This is a genomic window from Yinghuangia seranimata (genome assembly GCF_029953285.1).
In the GTDB taxonomy this organism is placed as follows: domain Bacteria; phylum Actinomycetota; class Actinomycetes; order Streptomycetales; family Streptomycetaceae; genus Yinghuangia; species Yinghuangia seranimata.
In genome coordinates this window covers 234954-252647 of sequence record NZ_JASAOI010000014.1, presented here as the reverse complement: position 1 = coordinate 252647, position 17694 = coordinate 234954, and the positions used below count along the sequence as shown (strand labels likewise).

General features: G+C 72.4%; 12 protein-coding genes. 4 read left to right on the top strand and 8 right to left on the bottom strand.

All coding sequences use genetic code 11. From position 1 onward, the window contains the following. The first annotated feature begins 75 nt into the window (after positions 1–75). Positions 76–1323, top strand: a complete 1248-nt coding sequence (locus QI554_RS10795) for a site-2 protease family protein (RefSeq protein ID WP_281468535.1) — start codon at positions 76–78, stop codon at positions 1321–1323. A 39-nt stretch (positions 1324–1362) separates the two neighbouring features. On the opposite strand, the gene QI554_RS10790 is transcribed toward QI554_RS10795, so the two are convergent. Further along, positions 1363–2790: a cellulase family glycosylhydrolase gene (locus QI554_RS10790; RefSeq protein WP_281468533.1), complete on the bottom strand. Its 1428-nt coding sequence runs from the start codon at positions 2788–2790 to the stop codon at positions 1363–1365. A 267-nt stretch (positions 2791–3057) separates the two neighbouring features. Between QI554_RS10790 and QI554_RS10785 the strand changes: the two genes are divergently transcribed. Then, positions 3058–3969: a RecB family exonuclease gene (locus QI554_RS10785; protein ID WP_281468531.1), complete on the top strand. Its 912-nt coding sequence runs from the start codon at positions 3058–3060 to the stop codon at positions 3967–3969. An 856-nt stretch (positions 3970–4825) separates the two neighbouring features. On the opposite strand, the gene QI554_RS10780 is transcribed toward QI554_RS10785, so the two are convergent. The 6 genes from QI554_RS10780 to metH form a co-directional block, all read right to left on the bottom strand. Beyond that, positions 4826–5833, bottom strand: a complete 1008-nt coding sequence (locus tag QI554_RS10780; protein ID WP_281468529.1) for a hypothetical protein — start codon at positions 5831–5833, stop codon at positions 4826–4828. Positions 5834–5882: 49 nt separating this feature from the next. Next, positions 5883–6578, bottom strand: a complete 696-nt coding sequence (locus QI554_RS10775) for a response regulator (RefSeq protein ID WP_281468527.1) — start codon at positions 6576–6578, stop codon at positions 5883–5885. Further along, positions 6575–8017: a sensor histidine kinase gene (locus tag QI554_RS10770; protein ID WP_281468525.1), complete on the bottom strand. Its 1443-nt coding sequence runs from the start codon at positions 8015–8017 to the stop codon at positions 6575–6577. The genes QI554_RS10775 and QI554_RS10770 overlap by 4 nt, the downstream gene beginning before the upstream one ends. Before the next feature lie 667 nt (positions 8018–8684). Further along, positions 8685–9380 carry an HAD family hydrolase gene (locus QI554_RS10765; RefSeq protein WP_281468522.1) on the bottom strand — a complete coding sequence of 232 codons (696 nt, stop codon included), beginning with the start codon at positions 9378–9380 and terminating at the stop codon, positions 8685–8687. 155 nt (positions 9381–9535) lie between these two features. Beyond that, positions 9536–10381, bottom strand: a complete 846-nt coding sequence (locus QI554_RS10760) for a putative RNA methyltransferase (RefSeq protein ID WP_281468734.1) — start codon at positions 10379–10381, stop codon at positions 9536–9538. A 174-nt stretch (positions 10382–10555) separates the two neighbouring features. Beyond that, complete coding sequence (gene metH / locus QI554_RS10755) at positions 10556–14038, bottom strand: methionine synthase (protein ID WP_281468520.1); 3483 nt, start codon at positions 14036–14038, stop codon at positions 10556–10558. A 347-nt stretch (positions 14039–14385) separates the two neighbouring features. On the opposite strand from metH, the gene QI554_RS10750 reads away from it, so the two are divergent. Next, positions 14386–15255 carry a PAC2 family protein gene (locus QI554_RS10750; RefSeq protein ID WP_281468518.1) on the top strand — a complete coding sequence of 290 codons (870 nt, stop codon included), beginning with the start codon at positions 14386–14388 and terminating at the stop codon, positions 15253–15255. Between the two features lie 60 nt (positions 15256–15315). Here the strand turns inward: QI554_RS10750 and QI554_RS10745 are convergent, their stop codons facing one another. Continuing rightward, a complete protein-coding gene (locus QI554_RS10745; RefSeq protein WP_281468516.1) occupies positions 15316–16305 on the bottom strand; it encodes an LLM class flavin-dependent oxidoreductase in 990 nt (329 codons plus the stop codon). 347 nt (positions 16306–16652) lie between these two features. Between QI554_RS10745 and QI554_RS10740 the strand changes: the two genes are divergently transcribed. Beyond that, a complete protein-coding gene (locus tag QI554_RS10740) occupies positions 16653–17657 on the top strand; it encodes an NAD(P)/FAD-dependent oxidoreductase (RefSeq protein WP_281468513.1) in 1005 nt (334 codons plus the stop codon). The last annotated feature ends 37 nt before the right edge of the window (positions 17658–17694 follow it).

Below are 17694 nucleotides of genomic sequence, written 5' to 3'. Positions count from 1 at the left end.
CAAGGGTACCGGTCCGCGGGCGACGCGCTGACCAGGGGATCGGCCTGCGGAGGGGGCACCGAATAACATCGAGTCGTGAGTTCATCTGGCGGGTCGCAAGGGTGGGGCGGGCAGCAGGGGGCGGGGGGCGGCGCGGCGCCGGGTGCGGGTTCCGGGTCGGGGTCCGGTCCGGGCGGTCCGCAGGGCCAGGGCGCTTCGGGCGGCGGGCTGTTGATGGGGCGGCCGTTCGGCGTCCCCGTCTATGTGTCGACGTCGTGGTTCGCGATCGCGCTGATCATCACGCTGTTGTTCGCGCCGACGTTCGGGCGGTTGTTCCCGCAGCTGGAGTCGTGGAAGTACCTGGTCGCGTTCCTGTTCGCGGTGCTGCTGTACATCTCGGTGCTGGTGCACGAGTTGGCGCACGCGCTCACGGCGCTGCGGTTCGGGTTGCCGGTGCACCGCATCACGATCCAGTTCCTGGGCGGGGTCTCGGAGATCGACAAGCCGGAGACGGCGGGCCGGGAGTTCGCGGTGGCGGCGGCCGGGCCGGCGTTGTCGCTGGCGCTGGCGGGCGGTTTCTGGGGCCTGGGGCTGGCGTTGGACGTCGAGTCGCTGACCGGGCGCATGGTGGCGCTGCTGGCGGTGTCGAACCTGATGGTCGCGGTGTTCAACCTGCTGCCGGGGCTGCCGTTGGACGGCGGCCGCATGTTGCGGGCGGGTGTGTGGGGCGCGACGAAGCGGCCGATGGCGGGCACGGTGGCCGCGTCGTGGGCGGGCCGCGTGCTGGCGGTCGCGGTGCTGGTCGTGGCGGTCGTGTGGTCGCGCAACGACGACGGGTGGATGCGCCTCTACACGGTGGTGTGCGGCGGTCTGATCGCCGGTTTCATGTGGACGGGCGCCGTCCAGTCGCTGCGCGGCGAGCAGTTGCGGGAGCGGCTGCCGTCGTTGCGGGTGCGGCCGTTGACGCGCCGGGCCATTCCCGTGCAGGCCGATCTGCCGCTGGCGGAGGCGCTGCGGCGCGCCGGTGAGGCGGGTGCGCAGGCGCTGGTGGTCGTGGACCGGAACGGCGAGCCAATGGCGCTGGTGCGGGAGTCGCGGGTGGCGGCGACGCCGCAGCAGCGCCGGCCGTGGGTGGCGGTGGGTCCGCTGGCGCGCGATCTGCAGCCGGGCCTGCGGGTGTCGGCGGAGCTGGCCGGGGAGGATCTGCTGGTGGCGCTGCGGGCGACGCCGGCGACGGAGTACCTGGTCGTCGAGGAGGACGGCAGCGTGTACGGGGTGCTGGCGCGGAGCGATGTGGAGAAGGCGTTCCTGGGGCTGATGCGGCGGGAGCCGTCGGCCGGGTGAGGCCGGGCTCCCGCCGCCGCGTCGCGGTGCGGGTCGGGGTCAGCGCGGGGTGATGGTCACCGTGTAGGTGCCGCCGGGGCGGCCGTGGGTGCTGACGCGTACGGTCTGGCCGCGGTCGTCCCAGGAGGCCTTGGCGCCGTCGACGCTGACGCGGAAGCCGCCGGGGTAGGCGACGCGCGGGACGGTGATCTCGGTGGGGCCGTCGGCGGACTCGGTCGTGGTGTAGGTGAGCTTGAAGGTGTGCGTGGCCGGGTCGTAGCCGGTGCTGAGCGGGTTGCCGGCGACGGCGCGCGCGTAGGGCTGGGCGAGCAGGTCGGTGTTGGGGCGCCACTCGCCGGCGGGGTTGAGGTTGCAGTAGCCGCCGTTGCCGCGGCACCACTGCCACCACGTCCAGCCGTCGGCGAAGCCGTTCATGGCGGCGGTCATGTCGTTGATGAACCGGCCCGCGTTGGGGGTGGTCGGGTTGCCGCCCCACTCCCCCACGATGACCGGCATGCGGTGCTGGGCGGGGTAGGCGCCGATGGCGGCGACGTAGTTCGGGATGAACGGGCCCGAGGGGTCGTAGTCGGCGCCGCTCTCCATGGCGGTCTCGTAGAAGTGCGGGGCGTAGCCGGCGTGCGGGTCGTCGATGGTGCCGAGCGAGGTGGGGACGCCGAGGCCGACGATGACGGTGGGTTCGACGAAGACCCAGGAGTCGCGGTCGACGAGGCGAACGGCGTCGGCGAGCCGGTTCCACATCTCGGTGAGCTCGGTGGCCTCGAACCGGGCGGCGGCGGTGGGCAGGTCCTCGCCTTCGAGGAACTTGGCGAACGGCTCGTTCATCAGGTCGTAGCCGAGCAGCGCGGGGTGGTGGCCGAGGGACGCGGCGACGGTCATCCACATGCGGGCGTGCGCGGCGCGCAGGTCGCGGTCGTTGTACAGGTGGTCGAACGCGGTCTGGACGGACGGCTCGAAGTACTCGGAGAACCAGTCGTTCGGGATCGGCTCGAACGGCAGGCCGTCGTCGCGGGTGGCCCAGTCGGGGATGCCGCGGGCGCCGAAGTGCGGGCCGTAGATGTCCTGGTGGGCGTCGAGGACGACCTTGACGTGGTACTTGTCGGCCCAGTCGAGGATGCGGCGCATCTTGGCGAGGTAGCTGCGGTCGTAGTGGCCGCGGGTGGGCTCGAGGTCGTCCCAGAAGAACGCCAGGCGGGCGAGGTTGAAGCCGCGCGCGGCCATGTCGCGCAGGTCGCTCTCGTGGATGTCGGCGAAGGCCTCGGTGCCGCGGTGGCCCTTGTCGGAGAGGTTGAACCCGCGCCACTGGGTGGCGCGTCCCTGCTCGTCGGCGATGTAGGTGCGGTCGCCGACGGTGACGCGGTCGGGGCGGCCGTGGCCGTGTCCGGGGTGGGCCTCGGCGGTGCCGGGGACGGCGGCGACGAGGAGGGCCGCGGCGGTGAGGGACACGGCGGGGTGGAGGCGGTGGCGCATGCACGGGGCCTTTCGGCGTGGGGCGTCGGGGGCACGAGCGGGACGGGCGCCGGTCGCGGGCGTGCGGAAGCGGCCCGCGGGACGGGTGCGACGGTGGTGCACGAGCGCGACGGATGTTACTGGCGGGTGCGGCAACTTCCCAGATGCGCCGGAGCCGCTCTCGGACGGGGCGTACGGGTCAGATGTTCGGTCGAACAGCCCTCTGGCCTTCACCGGTGCGGGGATCGGGATGCGGTGATGTCTGCGGCGGCCCGTACTCTGGCTCGCATGAGTACGACCGGAACCGACTCCCCCGCCGACACCGCCGACGGCGGCGGCCCCGCGCCCGACTCGCGCGGTGTGTCGCTGTCGCCGTCGCGGGCCGCGGACTTCATGCAGTGCCCGCTGCTGTACCGGTTCCGTGTCATCGACAAGCTGCCGGAGAAGCCGAGCGCGGCGGCGACCCGAGGGACCGTCGTGCACTCGGTGCTGGAGCGGCTGTTCGACATCCCGCGCGGCGAGCGCACCCCGCAGGCCGCGCAGGGCCTCGTGCGTCCGGCGTGGGACGAACTCCTGGCCAAGCGGCCCGAGTTGGCCGAGCTGTTCGACGACGGCGAGGGCGGGGTGCGGGCCGACGAGCTCGCCGAGTGGCTGACCGGCGCCGAGCAGCTGGTGGAGCGGTACTTCACACTCGAGGACCCGAACCTCCTGGAGCCGGCCCGCCGCGAACTGTACGTCGAGACCACGCTCGACGGCGGCCTCACCCTGCGCGGCTACGTCGACCGGCTCGACGTGGCGCCGACCGGCGACCTGCGGGTCGTCGACTACAAGACCGGCCGAGCGCCGTCCGAACGGTTCGAGGACAAGGCGCTGTTCCAGATGAAGTTCTACGCGCTGGTCCTGTGGCGCCAGCACGGCCGGCTCCCCCGCCGCCTCCAACTGGTGTACCTGGGCAGCGGCAACATCCTGCGTTATGACCCCGACGAGTCCGATCTCCTCGCGGTGGAACGCAAGTTGCGCGCCCTGTGGACGGCCATCCAGACCGCCACCCGCACCGGCGAATGGCGCCCCAACCGCACGCGCCTGTGCGGCTGGTGCGACCACCAGTCCCTCTGCCCCGAGTTCGGCGGCACCCCACCGGTCTACCCGCTCCCGGTGATCGGCCCCCAGATGGACACGGACGTCACCGACGCGCTGTAGATGCTGATTTCGCCTGAGGGTGTCGGTTCCGTTCCGTTGCGGCGGCACGCCTTCGGCTTGCGAGCCAGCCGGCCGCTAGTACGTCGGCCTGCTCCTGCGGCGAGGACGGCCGGGGGCTGTACCGTTCGTGGCCTGCACCGTGGCGGCGTGGACTGCGCCTGCCTGCACCGTCCCTGACCTGATCCGCGGTTGGAGGCCTCCCGCCCCTCCCGCCTTTTGATTTTCGCGCGGCCGTCCCGCGCGTCAAGCCGCGGTGGATCTGACGCGGTCCTGGTGGCCTGTCCCGGGGTGATGGGGGCGGCTTGACCCGCAGGCCGTCCGCGCTAACGACCTTGGCAACTAGCGGGAGGGGCGGGGGGTGTGGCGCCGCGTCATTTCGCTTCGCGCTGCCCGCCTGCGGTTCACGTGGGGTGGCGGGCGCGGGGCCTGGAGCGTGGGGTGCGCGGCCTGCCCGGTGCCCGGGCCCGCCCCGCGCCACCAGGCCACCAGGCCACCAGGCCACCAGGCCACCGACCCCATACTGAAAACAATGTTCAAAAGAACCAAATGGCCACCTGGTGGCCATTTGGTTCTTTTGACGCGAAGTCAATAGGGGCCAGGGCGCCCTTATGCCCGAATGTGAACCGATATGCACCTCGCGAAGAGCAGCGCGAAGTGACGTGACGCGGCGCCACACTCCCCGCCCCTCCCGCTAGGTGCGAGGTGTTCAGCGCGGACGGCCCGCGGGTCAAGCCGCCCCCTTGACCTCACGCCAGGCCACCTGAACCGCGTCAGATCCGCCGCGGCTTGACGCGCGGGACGGCCGCGCGAAAATCAAAAAGCGGGAGGGGCGGGAGGCCGCCAATCACGGTGCAGGTCAGGAACGGTGCGGGTCCGCGGAGTCCACGCCGCGCCGAATGCCGGTCGCGCGCTCGAACATGTCGGCGAACGCGCCTTCCGCGATGTTGATGAGGATGCCCTCGGGCGACTGCTGCGTGACGCGGGTGAGCACGCCGCCGTGCCACCAGAAAACGTCGGGGCTGACCCCGTACGGCGCGTCGGCGTAGAGCGCGGCGGCGTCGAGGGCCATCGAGGCGGGTGTGACGGCCGTGAGGTGGTCGCCGACGCGGTGGAACATCAGCAGCTCGCGGGTCGGCACGGCCACCAGAATGCCGTTCTCGGGGACGGCGTCCAGCTCCGTGACGCGGCGCACGAGTTCGTCGACCACGCCCAGCCGCGCCGCCCCGTGCGGCGAACCGTCGCCGACGACGACGTAGCGGGCCCCGTTGTCGGCTTCGCGGACGAAGTGGTTGAGCGGCAGCGCGTTCAGGTTGGCGTAGGCGATCTGCCACGCCTCCTCCGGCGTGCCGAAGCGGGCCGTTCTGGCGTCGTTGAGCGTGTGCAAGAGCCCGTCGTGGGCCACCGCGAGCAGCTCGTGCAGGCCGGGCGCGAGGGTGCGCGCGTACGTGTGCAGGCCGGTGTCCGCGTAGAAGGCGTCGGAGGTCACGCGCGGGTAGAGCGCGGCCCGCAGTACGTCGGGGTCGAGGTCCTGCAGCGACCGCTCCCGCTCGGACAGCGACCGGATGCGTATCGCGTTCTCGACGTACTCGCCCACGATGTCGGACCACTTCCGGACGCCGCGCAGCTCGTGGCATCGGGAGGCGAGGTTGACCAGGTTGAACTGCCAGGACGTGCCGTTGCCGGAAGCCGCGGCGTGCTCGGACGCGGCGTCGGTGGCGTAGGTGTCGTAGACCTTCACGGCCGTCTCCCGGGCGGCGAAGGCCCCGCGGACGAGGTGGCGCAGGTGCACGCCCTCGTCGCGGGTCAGGAACGGGAACGCCGTGTCCTGGTCCGGCTGCTTGCCGCCGCGTCGGAATATGCCCATGCCGTGCTCCCCGAGGTAGATCTCGGGGAGCGTATCCGGGTGTTCGGGGTCAGAGGGCGCCGGGGCGGACGAGGCCGCTTTCGTAGGCGTAGACGGCGGCTTGGACGCGGTCGCGGAGGCCGAGTTTGGTCAGGACGTGGCCGACGTGGGTCTTGACGGTGGTTTCGCTGACGAAGAGTTCGGCGGCGATCTCGGCGTTGGACATGCCGCGGGCGACCAGGCGGAGGACCTCGACCTCGCGCTCGGTGAGCATGGCGAGGGTGTCGGGTGTGGGGTCCTCGGCCGCGGGGAGGCGGGAGGCGTACATGTCGAGCAGGCGGCGGGTGATGCTCGGGGCGAGGAGGGCGTCGCCGTCGGCGATGACGCGGATGGCGGCGATGAGGTCGTCGGCGGGCACGTCCTTGAGGAGGAAGCCGCTGGCGCCCGCGCGGAGGGCCTCGACGACGTACTCGTCGAGGTCGAAGGTCGTCAGGACGAGGACGCGCGCGCCGGCCGGTTCGGTGGAGGCGTTGTCGCGGCCGGCAGTGTTGCCGACGATGCGGCGGGTGGCCTCGACGCCGTCCATGCGCGGCATGCGGATGTCCATGAGGACGACGTCCGGCTGGAGGGTGCGCACCAGCTCGACGGCCTGGAGCCCGTCGGCGGCCTCGCCGACGACGGCGATGTCGGGCTCGGCCTCGAGGATCATGCGGAACCCGGTGCGCAGCAGGGGCTGGTCGTCGACGAGGATCACGCGGATCGTCATGCGGGGTTCTGCTCCAGTCGTTCGGTGGCACGGGCGGGGTGCCGGGTGGTCGCGGGGCGGTCCGCGGGGGCCAGCGGGATGCGGGCGAGGACTTCGAAGCCGCCGCCGGCGCGCGGGCCGGCGTACAGGCGTCCACCGTAGAGGGCGACGCGCTCGCGCATGCCGAGCAGGCCGTGCCCGGTGCGCTCGCCCTCGCGTGCGGTGAGGTTGGCGGCGGCGCCGCGGCCGTCGTCGGCGACCCGGACCAGGATCTCGTCGGGCCGGTAGCGCAGCAGCACGCGGGAGCCCGCGGGGCCTGCGTGCTTGAGCGTGTTGGTCAGGGCTTCCTGGATGATCCGGTAGACCGCGAGGTCGATGCCGGGCGGCAGGTCGGCCGGGACGCCTTCGATGGACAGCTCGACGGCGATGCCGGCCTCACGGACCTGTCCGACGAGGACTTCGAGGGCGTCGAGGCCGGGCTGGGGTGCGTTGTGGCCCTCGCTGAGCTTTCCGCTGTCGGCGTCGTTGCCGCGGAGGATGCCGACGAGGCGGCGCATCTCGACGAGTGCGGCGCGGCCGGTCTGCTCGACGGCGGCCATGGCCTCGCGGGCCCGGTCGGGGTCGCGCGCGAGGGTGCGCTGCGCGGCGGACGCCTGGACGGTCATGACGCTGACGTGGTGGGCGACGACGTCGTGCAGTTCGCGGGCGATGCGGCCGCGTTCCTCGGCGATCGCGGCGCGGGTGTCGGCTTCGCGGGTGTGCAGCAAGCGGTCGGCGCGGGCCTCGAGTTCGGCGGTGTAGGCGCGGCGGAAGCCGACGCTGCGGGCGAACGCCCAGACCGCGAAGAGCGCGGCGAGGTTCGCCAGCACGTCGACGAAGCCGATCTGCCGGTCGCCGACGGCGAGCCACACCATGGTGGTGGCCTCGGCGAAGAACAGCGCGAACGCGGCGGGGATGCGGGGGCGGCTGACGGCGGCGCTGTACATCGCGACGAGTTGGCCGAGGCTGGCGCCGGCGGCGCCGTAGTGGTGCGCGGCCAGGATCAGGAACGGGATGGTGACGGCGACCAGCACCCGCAGCGAGTGGCTGGCGCGCCACAGCAGCGGCAGGACGCACAGCAGCGCGAGGATCACGCCGAAGGCGTCGGCGGGGCGCCGCGTGTCGGTGCCGAGGTCGTCCATGAACAGGCCGCCGACCGCGAGGAAGGCGAGCACGACCACGAGGACGACGTCGAGCGGGGCGGGCTTGCGCAGCAGCGTGCCCTCGCCCTGACGCAGCTCGTCGAGCCACCCGTGCAGCCGCTCCCGGGCCCGCTCGCCGCGCGAGGGCGGCGCGTCTTCGGGGTGCCCGCCCGACGCCGCGCCGGGGTGCGCGGAGGGCGCGGCCAGGACGGGCGCGGGGGGATGCGGGTCTGCGACTGCGGGGGCGCCGGCGCGTACGTCGTCGTGGGCAGCTGTCACAGGTCCACGGTAGAGGCTGTGACCTGCCGATTTCGCCCCCGGGGCGGCGTCTCGTCCGCACGGAGGAGCCGGGGGCCGGGGGGACTGCGACTTGCGGAGGAGGGGGGTCCTAGTCGTGACGAAGCAGCGGGCTCGCACGCAGGTGGGCGGGGGCGCGGCCGCCGTATGCGGAGGCCCGGCGGAGGGGGGTGGGGCCCTGTTCCGTGTACCGACTCGCCGGGCGTGAGGGCCTCTCGGTGATGTCGAGGGATTTCCCTGACGACGGTCTACCCGCGTTGTCGCAACACTGACAGTGCACGGGGGATCCACCAAGGTGGGCCGCCTGGGCCTCCGGCGGTGGCTTCGGTCATCGCAGTGAGAGCCCACAGGGTCCACGGGGGGCCTTGTGGGAGCTTTCCCGGACGTGGGGGCGGCCGGGAACACGGGGAAACGGGGGCCCGCGCCTTTCGGGGCACGGGCGGAGCACGGCGGAACCGGTCGTCGGCGATGGGGAGATCGCCGAGGGCCGGCTCCTGACGGGCCTGGTACGGGGAAGGGGCCGACCGCCGGGAGGCGGCCGACCGGGGAGGGACACAGGCTTCGGGGGAACGCCGACCACGGGGGAACGGCACGGGGAGCGGAGCGGACGGGTCTCAGGGCCCGTCCGCTTCCCTGTGTCCGGGGCCGGTCAGCGGCGTGTGCGGCGCCGTACCAGTGCCTCCAGCAGCCCCAGGTCGACGCCTTCGAGCGACTGGACCACGGTGCGCCGGGGCCCGGCCGGGATGTCGGTCATGCTCGGGACGGCGACGACGACGCATCCGGCGGCCTCTCCGGACGCGACGCCGGTCGGCGAGTCCTCGAGGACGACGCAGTGCGCGGGGTCGACGCCGAGGCCCGCCGCCGCGGTCAGGTACGGGTCGGGGGCCGGCTTGGGCCGTTCGACCTCGTCGCCCGCCACGGTGACGCTGAAGTGGTGGGCGCCCAGCGACGGCAGCACCGCGTCGACGATGGCCCGGTAGGACGCGGTCACGAGCGCGAGCGGCACGCCCGCCGCGTCCAGGTCGGCGAGCAGCCGCTTGGCGCCGGGCCGCAGGTCGACGCCGCTGCTGAGGATCTCGACCATGCGCTCGTTGATGCGCCGTTCGAGTTCGAGGGGCGCTATGTCGACGCCGGAGACACCGAGCAGGTACGTGACGGCGGGTTCCATGGGGCTGCCGAGCAGCCGTGGGGCGTGCTCGGGGCCGAGCTGGAAGCCGAGGTCGGCCATGACCGAGACCTCGGTGGCGAACCAGCTGCGTTCGGTGTCGACCAGGGTGCCGTCCATGTCGCAGAGGACCGCTTCGAGGTCCGGAGCGGGCTGGGTCCCGGTGTCGAGAGCCGTCATGGCCACCTGCCTCTCGTGTCGTGCCTGGCGCGCCCGGCGGTCGTGCCGGGGCGGGCGCAGCGTGCCGTCCCCTTCCGTCGCTGCCTCACTCGCTGGTGATGGGCCCTCGATTGTCCGTGACCGTGCGGTTGGAGGCAAGCCGAAACGCGTGGCGGCTACGCGCGTCGCGGAGCGTAGACGGACAGGGTGACCTCGGCGGAAACGACGTGTGGCCGGGGAAGTTCCGCGATGCGGCGGGCCAGCTCCGCGGGGTCGGTGTGCCAGGCGCTGGGGCCCATGCCGACGACGGTGGCGACGTCGGTGTCGGTGAGGTTCATGGGGAAGCCGATGACGTCGGCGCGGACGGGGGTGAAGTGCGGGTCGAGGGCCTCGTCGAGGCGGGCCTTCTTGTCGTCGTCGACGCGCAGGAGGCCGAGGGCGCCGACGAGCTCGCCCAGGTGGCGGGCGGTGGGGGTGACGACGAGGAGGCGTCCTTCGGGGTGCAGTACGCGCCGGAGCTCGGCCGGGTTGCGGGGCGCGAACACGTTGAGGAGGGCGGCCGCGGCGGCGTCGCGGACGGGGAGCGGCCGCCAGGCGTCGCAGACGACCGCGCCGGCGCGGGGGTGGGCGCGGGCGGCGCGGCGCAGCGCGTACTTGGAGATGTCGAGGGCGAGGCCGACGCGGTCGGGGGCGGCGTCGAGGGCGTGGGCGAGGTAGTGCCCGGTCCCGGCGCCGACGTCGACGACGGCTCCGGGGGCGCGGCGCGCGGCGTCTGCGGTGGCTTCGGCGAGGGCGGCGGCGATGGGACGGTAGTGCCCGGCGCCGAGGAAGGCGTCGCGGGCGGCGACCATGTCGGCGGTGTCGGCGGTGCCGGCCTTGGCGTCGCCGGCGAGGAGGTTGGCGTAGCCCTGGCGGGCGATGTCGAAGGTGTGCCGGGCGGGGCAGCGCAGCGCGGAGCCGTCGGGAGCGAGGTCGGCGCCGCAGTGCGGGCAGCGCAGGAGCGCGACGACGTCGGGCAGCACGGCGGGGCCTTTCTCCGGAACCGGCACGCCCGGTGCGACGATCCGACCGGTTGCGCGCTCCCCCACTGCTGGGGGTTTTGGCAGAACGGGCCTGAGGAGTGCGTAGCGCCGTCGACAGGCCTGCGGGATCCCCGACCCGGACCGCGTGGGCGGGTCCGGGTCGGCGGGTCCGGCTCAGCGTGCGTTGAAGTACTTCGCCTCGGGGTGGTGCAGCACGATCGCGTCGGTCGACTGCTCCGGGTGGAGCTGGAACTCGTCGGACAGGTCGACGCCGATGCGCGAGGGGTCGAGCAGGTCGACGATCTTGGCCCGGTCCTCCAGGTCGGGGCAGGCCCCGTAACCCAGCGAGAACCGCGCGCCGCGGTACTCGAGCTTCAGCATGCCGTCGATGTCCGCCGGGTCCTCGCCCGCGAAGCCGAGTTCGGAGCGGACGCGGGCGTGCCAGTACTCGGCAAGGGCCTCGGCCAGCTGCACGGACAGGCCGTGCAGTTCGAGGTAGTCGCGGTACGCGTTGGCGGCGAACAGCTCGCCGGTGGCGCCGGAGAGCTTCGAGCCCATCGTCACGACCTGGAAGCCGACGACGTCGACCTCACCGGAGTCCTCGGGCCGGAAGAAGTCGGCGAGGCACAGGTGCCGGTCGCGGCGCTGGCGCGGGAAGGTGAAGCGGGTGCGCTCGGAGCCGTCCTCGTGCAGGACGATCAGGTCGTCGCCCTTGGAGACGCACGGGAAGTAGCCGTAGACGACGGCGGCCTCGAGGAGGTTCTCGGTCACGAGCCGGTCGAGCCAGTACCGCAGCCGCGGCCGGCCCTCGGTCTCGACGAGCTCCTCGTACGACGGGCCGTTGCCGCCGCGGGTGGGCTTTAGCCCCCACTGCCCCATGAACGTGGCGCGCTCGTCGAGCCAGGAGACGTAGTCGGCGAGCTGGATGCCCTTGACGACGCGGTCGCCCCAGAACGGCGGCTTCGGCACGGGGTTGGTGACGGACACGTCGGAGCGGGCCGGCATGTCCTCGGGCGCGGTCTCGACGAGCGTGGCCGCGGCGACCTTGCGGCGCTTGAGCGGCGGGAGCTCGGCGCCGGGGAGGCCGCGCTTGACGCCCATGAGCGCGTCCATGAGCCGCAGGCCCTCGAACGCGTCGCGGGCGTACCGGACTTCGCCCGCGTAGATGTCGTACAGGTCCTCTTCGACGTACGCGCGGGTGAGCGCGGCGCCGCCGAGGATGACGGGGTACCCGGTGGCGAGCCCGCGCTGGTTGAGCTCCTCCAGGTTCTCCTTCATGATCACCGTGGACTTGACCAGCAGGCCGGACATGCCGATGACGTCGGCCTTGTGCTCCTCGGCGGCCTCGAGGATCGCCGACACCGGCTGCTTGATGCCGATGTTGACGACGTTGTAGCCGTTGTTGCTGAGGATGATGTCGACGAGGTTCTTGCCGATGTCGTGGACGTCGCCCTTGACGGTGGCGAGCACGATGGTGCCCTTGCCGTCCGCGTCGGACTTCTCCATGTGCGGTTCGAGGTACGCGACGGCGCTCTTCATGACCTCGGCGGACTGCAGGACGAACGGCAGCTGCATCTGGCCGGAGCCGAACAGCTCGCCGACGACCTTCATGCCACCGAGCAGCGTGTCGTTGATGATCTCGAGCGCGGGCCGGGTGAGCAGGGCCTCGTCGAGGTCGGCCTCCAGGCCCTGGCGTTCGCCGTCGATGATGCGGCGTTCCAGGCGCTCGCCGAGCGGCAGCGCGGCCAGTTCCTCGGCGCGCGAGGCCTTCACCGACTTGGCGTCGACGCCCTCGAACAGCTCCATGAAGCGCACGAGCGGGTCGTAGTCGTCGCGGCGCCGGTCGTAGACCATGTCGAGGGCGACCTCGCGCTGCTCCTCGGGGATCCGGGCCATCGGCAGGATCTTGGAGGCGTGCACGATCGCGGAGTCGAGGCCGGCGTCGATGCACTCGTTGAGGAACACCGAGTTGAGCACCATGCGGGCGGCCGGGTTGAGGCCGAAGGAGACGTTGGACAGGCCGAGCGTGGTCTGCACCTCCGGGTAGAGGCGCTTGATCTCGCGGATGGCGTCGATGGTCTCGATGCCGTCGCGGCGGGTCTCCTCCTGGCCGGTGCCGATGGGGAAGGTGAGGCAGTCGACGATGACGTCGGCGACGTCGAAGCCCCAGTTGTCGCGCAGGTCGCGGATGATGCGGTCGGCGACGCGGACCTTCCACTCGGCGGTGCGGGCCTGGCCCTCCTCGTCGATGGTGAGGGCGACGAGCGCGGCGCCGTGCTCCTTGGCGAGCGCGGCGATCTTCGCGAAGCGCGAGTCGGGGCCGTCGCCGTCCTCGTAGTTGACCGAGTTGACGACGGCGCGGCCGCCGAGCGCCTCGAGGCCGGCCTTGATGACCTCGGGCTCGGTGGAGTCGAGGACGAGCGGCAGCGTGGTCGCGGTGGCCAGGCGGGTGGCGAGCTGGCGCATGTCCTCGGCGCCGTCGCGGCCGACGTAGTCGACGTTGAGGTCGAGCATGTGGGCGCCGTCGCGGGACTGGTCGCGGGCGATCTCCAGGCACTTCTCCCAGTCCTGGACCAGCATCGCCTCGCGGAACGCCTTGGAGCCGTTGGCGTTGGTGCGCTCGCCGATGGCCAGGTACGAGGTGTCCTGGCGGAACGGCACCGACTGGTACAGCGAGGCGGCGGCCGGCTCGTGGTGCGGGCGGCGCGGGGTGATCTCGTGGCCGCGGACCCGGTCGACGACCTGGCGCAGGTGCTCGGGCGTGGTGCCGCAGCAGCCGCCGACCAGGGACAGGCCGTACTCGCGGACGAACACGTCGTGCGCGTCGGCGAGTTCCTCGGGGCTGAGCGGGTAGTGCGCGCCGTTGCTGGTGAGCACGGGGAGGCCGGCGTTGGGCATCGCGGAGACGCCGATCTTGGCGTGCCGGGCGAGGTGCCTCAGGTGCTCGCTCATCTCGGCGGGGCCGGTGGCGCAGTTGAGGCCGATCAGGTCGACGCCGAGCGGCTCCAGCGCGGTGAGCGCGGCGCCGATCTCGGAGCCGAGCAGCATGGTGCCGGTGGTCTCGACGGTGACCTGCACGAAGACCGGCAGGTCGCTGCCGGCGGCCTGGTTGGCGCGGTGCGCGCCGATGATGGAGGCCTTGGTCTGCAGCAGGTCCTGTGTCGTCTCGACGAGCAGGGCGTGGGCGCCGCCGGCGATCAGGCCCGCGGCGTTGGCCTGGTAGGCGTCGCGCAGCGAGGCGTACGTGGTGTGGCCGAGGCTCGGCAGCTTGGTGCCGGGGCCGATGGAGCCGAGGACCCAGCGGGGGCGGTCGGCGGTGGAGTAGCCGTCGGCGACCTCGCGGGCCAGGCGGGCACCGGCCTCGGACAGCTCGAAGATGCGGTCGGAGATGTCGTATTCGCCGAGGTTGGCGAGGTTGGCGCCGAAGGTGTTGGTCTCGACGCAGTCGACGCCGACCTCGAAGTAGGCCTCGTGGACGGACCGGACGATGTCGGGGCGGGAGACGTTGAGGATCTCGTTGCAGCCCTCGTGGCCCTGGAAGTCGTCGAGGCTGGGGTCCTGCGCCTGCAACATGGTGCCCATCGCCCCGTCCGCGACGACGACGCGGGTTGCGATCGCTTCACGCAGCTGCTGGGGGGTCGCGGATGTTGCGGTCATCAGGATTCTCCCTGGGGTGCGACGGCTGTCGGCTTGGTCGACCCATGATGGGCCGGGCGAACAGCGTAACCAGGACGCCTGCGATTTCCGTGGACCGTCCCACCAGATGGGCGCAGCGTCACACTGGGCGGTCACCCTGTCGCCCGCTGTCGAGGTCCGGGGCCGAGCGCGGTCGGTGTTCACGCTCGGCGGAACGCGGCCGGGGGTATGGGGGTGTTTACCGATGCCCTTCCCCCGGAAGGCGGATGCGCAAAGCCGTAGGCTGGTCGTGTCGGCCGGAAGGTTGGCCGGCGCGGCATGGCGGTACGACGGTACGACGAAGCAGTAGCGACGCAGGAGGCACCGGCTTGATCGAGCTCGACGACATCCCCGAGCTGGTCGACCCCGTCATGGTGGCCGCGTTCGAGGGGTGGAACGACGCGGGGGACGCCGCGTCCTCCGCGGTCGCGCACCTCGACCAGGTCTGGAGCGGCGAGGTCTTCGCCGCGCTCGACGCCGAGGACTACTACGACTTCCAGGTCAACCGGCCCACGGTGTGGATGGACGGCGACACGCGCCGCATCACGTGGCCGACGACGCGGCTTTCCGTCGTACGCGTGCCGGAGCCGCGCCGCGACATCGTGCTGGTGCACGGCATCGAGCCGAACATGCGGTGGCGGTCGTTCTGCAACGAGCTGCTGGGGTTCGCGCACGAGCTGGGCGTCGAGACGGTGGTGACGCTGGGCGCGCTGCTGGGCGACACGCCGCACACGCGGCCGGTGCCGGTGACGGGGACGACGTCGGACCCGGTGGTGGCGCGCGGCCTGGGCCTGGAGCAGACCCGCTACGAGGGCCCGACGGGCATCGTGGGCGTGTTGCAGGAGGCGTGCGCGCACGCGGGCATGCCGGCGCTGACGTTCTGGGCGGCGGTGCCGCACTACGTGTCGCAGGCGCCGTCCCCGAAGGCGACGCTGGCGCTGCTGCGCAAGCTGGAGGACTTCCTCGACCTGTCGATCCCGATGGGCGACCTGACGGAGGACGCCCGCGCCTGGCAGCTGGGTGTCGACCAGCTGGCGTCGGAGGACACCGAGGTCGCCGAGTACGTCCAGACCCTCGAGGCGGCGCGCGACGCGGAGGACCTCCCGGAGGCGTCCGGCGAGGCGATCGCCCTGGAGTTCGAGCGCTACCTGCGCCGCAAGGGCGGCGAGACGGGGCCGTCGGGGGCGCCGGGCCAGTAGGAGTCCAGCCCGGCGCGGCACCGCGCCGGGCTGTCCCCCTTCATCCGTCCGCGACCCGTCCTACTCCCCGAGCCCGACAGCGGCGGCGAAGGCACGGAGTTCGCGGGCCTTGTCAGGGCCCACCGGCTGGTATGCGAGCTCCGTGACGCCGTTCTTCCCCATCTCGGCGATCTTCGCGCGGACTTCCTCCGCGGTGCCGGTCAACGTCAGCTGCGTGGCCAGGTCGCGGGACTTCTCCCAGATCAGGCGGTCGTGCCGGTTGAGGGCGACCAGGTGGCCGTCGTGGACGGACAGGTGGCGGGCGTCCTCGGGGGCGAGCTCGACGGACTCGCGCCAGGTCTGGCCGCCGGGGAACCCGTCGACGCCGGCACCGGCACGCTCGTACACCGCGTGGTAGATCACCGCGACCGCCGGCCCCGCCGCCTCGCGGACCCGGTCGCTGCGCGGGTCTTCACCCTCCTCGAGCACGGTCCCGAACTGCAGCGTGGCGCGCCAGCCGAAGGCGCCGGCCTTCTGCACCGAGCCGACGGAGAACACACCGTCGGCGAGCCTTTCCGCGGCCGCCAGACCCTTGGGGCCCTCGGCGCCGAGCAGGATCGGCACATCCGCCAGCGGCCGGGCGGCGCCGTGACCGGGCGGCTGGAGCATGCGGAGCGTCTTGCCCTCCCACAGGATCTCGTCGCCGCGCAGCAGCGCCCGGACGGCGGCGACGTACGGCTCGACCTGCGACCACGGCATGGGGCGCTGCCCGAGCATCATGCGTCCCGTGAAGCCCGCGCCGAGGGTGACGGCGACCCGGCCGGGGGCGAGTTCGGCCAGGTGCGCGATGGCCGCGGCGTTCACCATGGGGTGCCGCAGGCTCGGCACGAGGACGGCCGGACCGAGGCCTATCCGCGTCGTACGTTGGGCGGCCAGCGCGAGGGTCATCCACACGTCGCCGTAGAGCACGGGCGAGTCGTAGCACCACGCGCGGGCGTAGCCCAGGCGCTCGGCCTCGGCGATCAGTTCGGGGGCTTCCGCCGACGGGGGCAGGGCGCACGAGATTTCCATGCCGCGGACCTTAGTGACACGTGACGGCAATGAGAACAGGTTCTCGTCGGACGCCCGGCGCGTACCCGGACGGCCGTACCGACCCCGCGCACCCCCCATGCGTGTGCCGTCGTACGGGTGACGCCGCCCGGGGGCGCGAGAACTCGACATCCCATGCGACATGCGGCCACGACGGGCTTTCCGGGCTGTGACGCGGGGCACGTATCAGGGTGGACGCGCGGTCGCCGTCGGTATCGTCGTCGCGGCTTCTGCGGTTGATCACATCAGGGCTGGCCAACCGTCAGAAATCCGGTCGGCACGTGTCGCCGTCGGCCGTCGACGCACGACCCCTTACGGAGGGAGCACGCGTGTCCCAGCCCGTTCAGCCCAGCGCCACCGAACCGGTCGAAGCCGACCTGCTGATCATCGGTGCGGGTCCGACCGGCCTCTATGCCGCGTACTACGCCGGCTTCCGCGGCCTGAAGGTCGCCGTCCTCGACTCACTGCCCGAGATCGGCGGGCAGATCACCGCGATGTACCCCGAAAAGATGATCTACGACGTCGCGGGCTTCCCGGCCGTCAAGGGTCAGGACCTCGTCGACGCGCTCGGCGAACAGGCCGCCCAGTTCGACCCGGTCTACCTGCTCGGGCACCGCGCAGAACAGCTCGAGCACACCGACGAGTCCGTCACGGTCACCTGCGACACGGGCCTCTCCGTGCACGCCAAGGTCGTGCTGATCTCGGGCGGCATCGGCACGTTCAGCCCGCGCCCGCTCCCGGCCGCCGACGCCTTCACCGGCGAAGGCGTGATGTTCTTCGTCCCGCGGCTCGCCGAACTCGCCGACCTGGACGTGCTCATCGTCGGCGGCGGCGACTCGGCGTTCGACTGGGCGATGAGCCTCGAACCGCTCGCCAAGACCGTCACGCTCGTCCACCGCCGCGACAAGTTCCGCGCGCACGAGCACACCGTCCAGCGCGTCCTCGCGTCCAACGTGGAGGTCATCACCTCCGCCGAGGTCACCGCGCTGCGCGGCAACGGTCGCGTCGAATCCGCGGACATCGTCGGCAAGCTCGACGGCGCGCTCCGGACGGTCCCGACGCAGGCCGTGGTCGCCGCTCTGGGGTTCGTGGCGGACCTGGGACCGATGAGCCGCTGGGGGCTGGAGCAGCGCAAGCGGCACATCCTCGTCGACTCCTCGATGCGGACCAATCTGACGAGGGTCTTCGCGGCCGGCGACATCGCCGACTACGACGGCAAGGTCAAGCTGATCGCCACCGGCTTCGGCGAGGCGGCGACGGCGGTCAACAACGCCATGACGGTCATCGACCCGTCGGCGAAGGTGTTCCCGGGCCACTCGTCGGACTCGGGCTGACAGACGCAGCCGGTACGCCGCTGCGCCGCCCAGGTGA

Excerpts from the sequence above, each read along its gene's own strand:
- QI554_RS10785 (WP_281468531.1), top strand. The coding sequence starts at position 3,058 with ATGAGTACGACCGGAACCGACTCCCCCGCCGACACCGCCGACGGCGGC.
- QI554_RS10775 (WP_281468527.1), bottom strand. The coding sequence starts at position 6,578 with ATGACGATCCGCGTGATCCTCGTCGACGACCAGCCCCTGCTGCGCACC.
- metH (WP_281468520.1), bottom strand. The coding sequence starts at position 14,038 with ATGACCGCAACATCCGCGACCCCCCAGCAGCTGCGTGAAGCGATCGCA.
- QI554_RS10780 (WP_281468529.1), bottom strand. The coding sequence starts at position 5,833 with ATGGGCATATTCCGACGCGGCGGCAAGCAGCCGGACCAGGACACGGCG.
- QI554_RS10790 (WP_281468533.1), bottom strand. The coding sequence starts at position 2,790 with ATGCGCCACCGCCTCCACCCCGCCGTGTCCCTCACCGCCGCGGCCCTC.
- QI554_RS10745 (WP_281468516.1), bottom strand. The coding sequence starts at position 16,305 with ATGGAAATCTCGTGCGCCCTGCCCCCGTCGGCGGAAGCCCCCGAACTG.
- QI554_RS10765 (WP_281468522.1), bottom strand. The coding sequence starts at position 9,380 with ATGACGGCTCTCGACACCGGGACCCAGCCCGCTCCGGACCTCGAAGCG.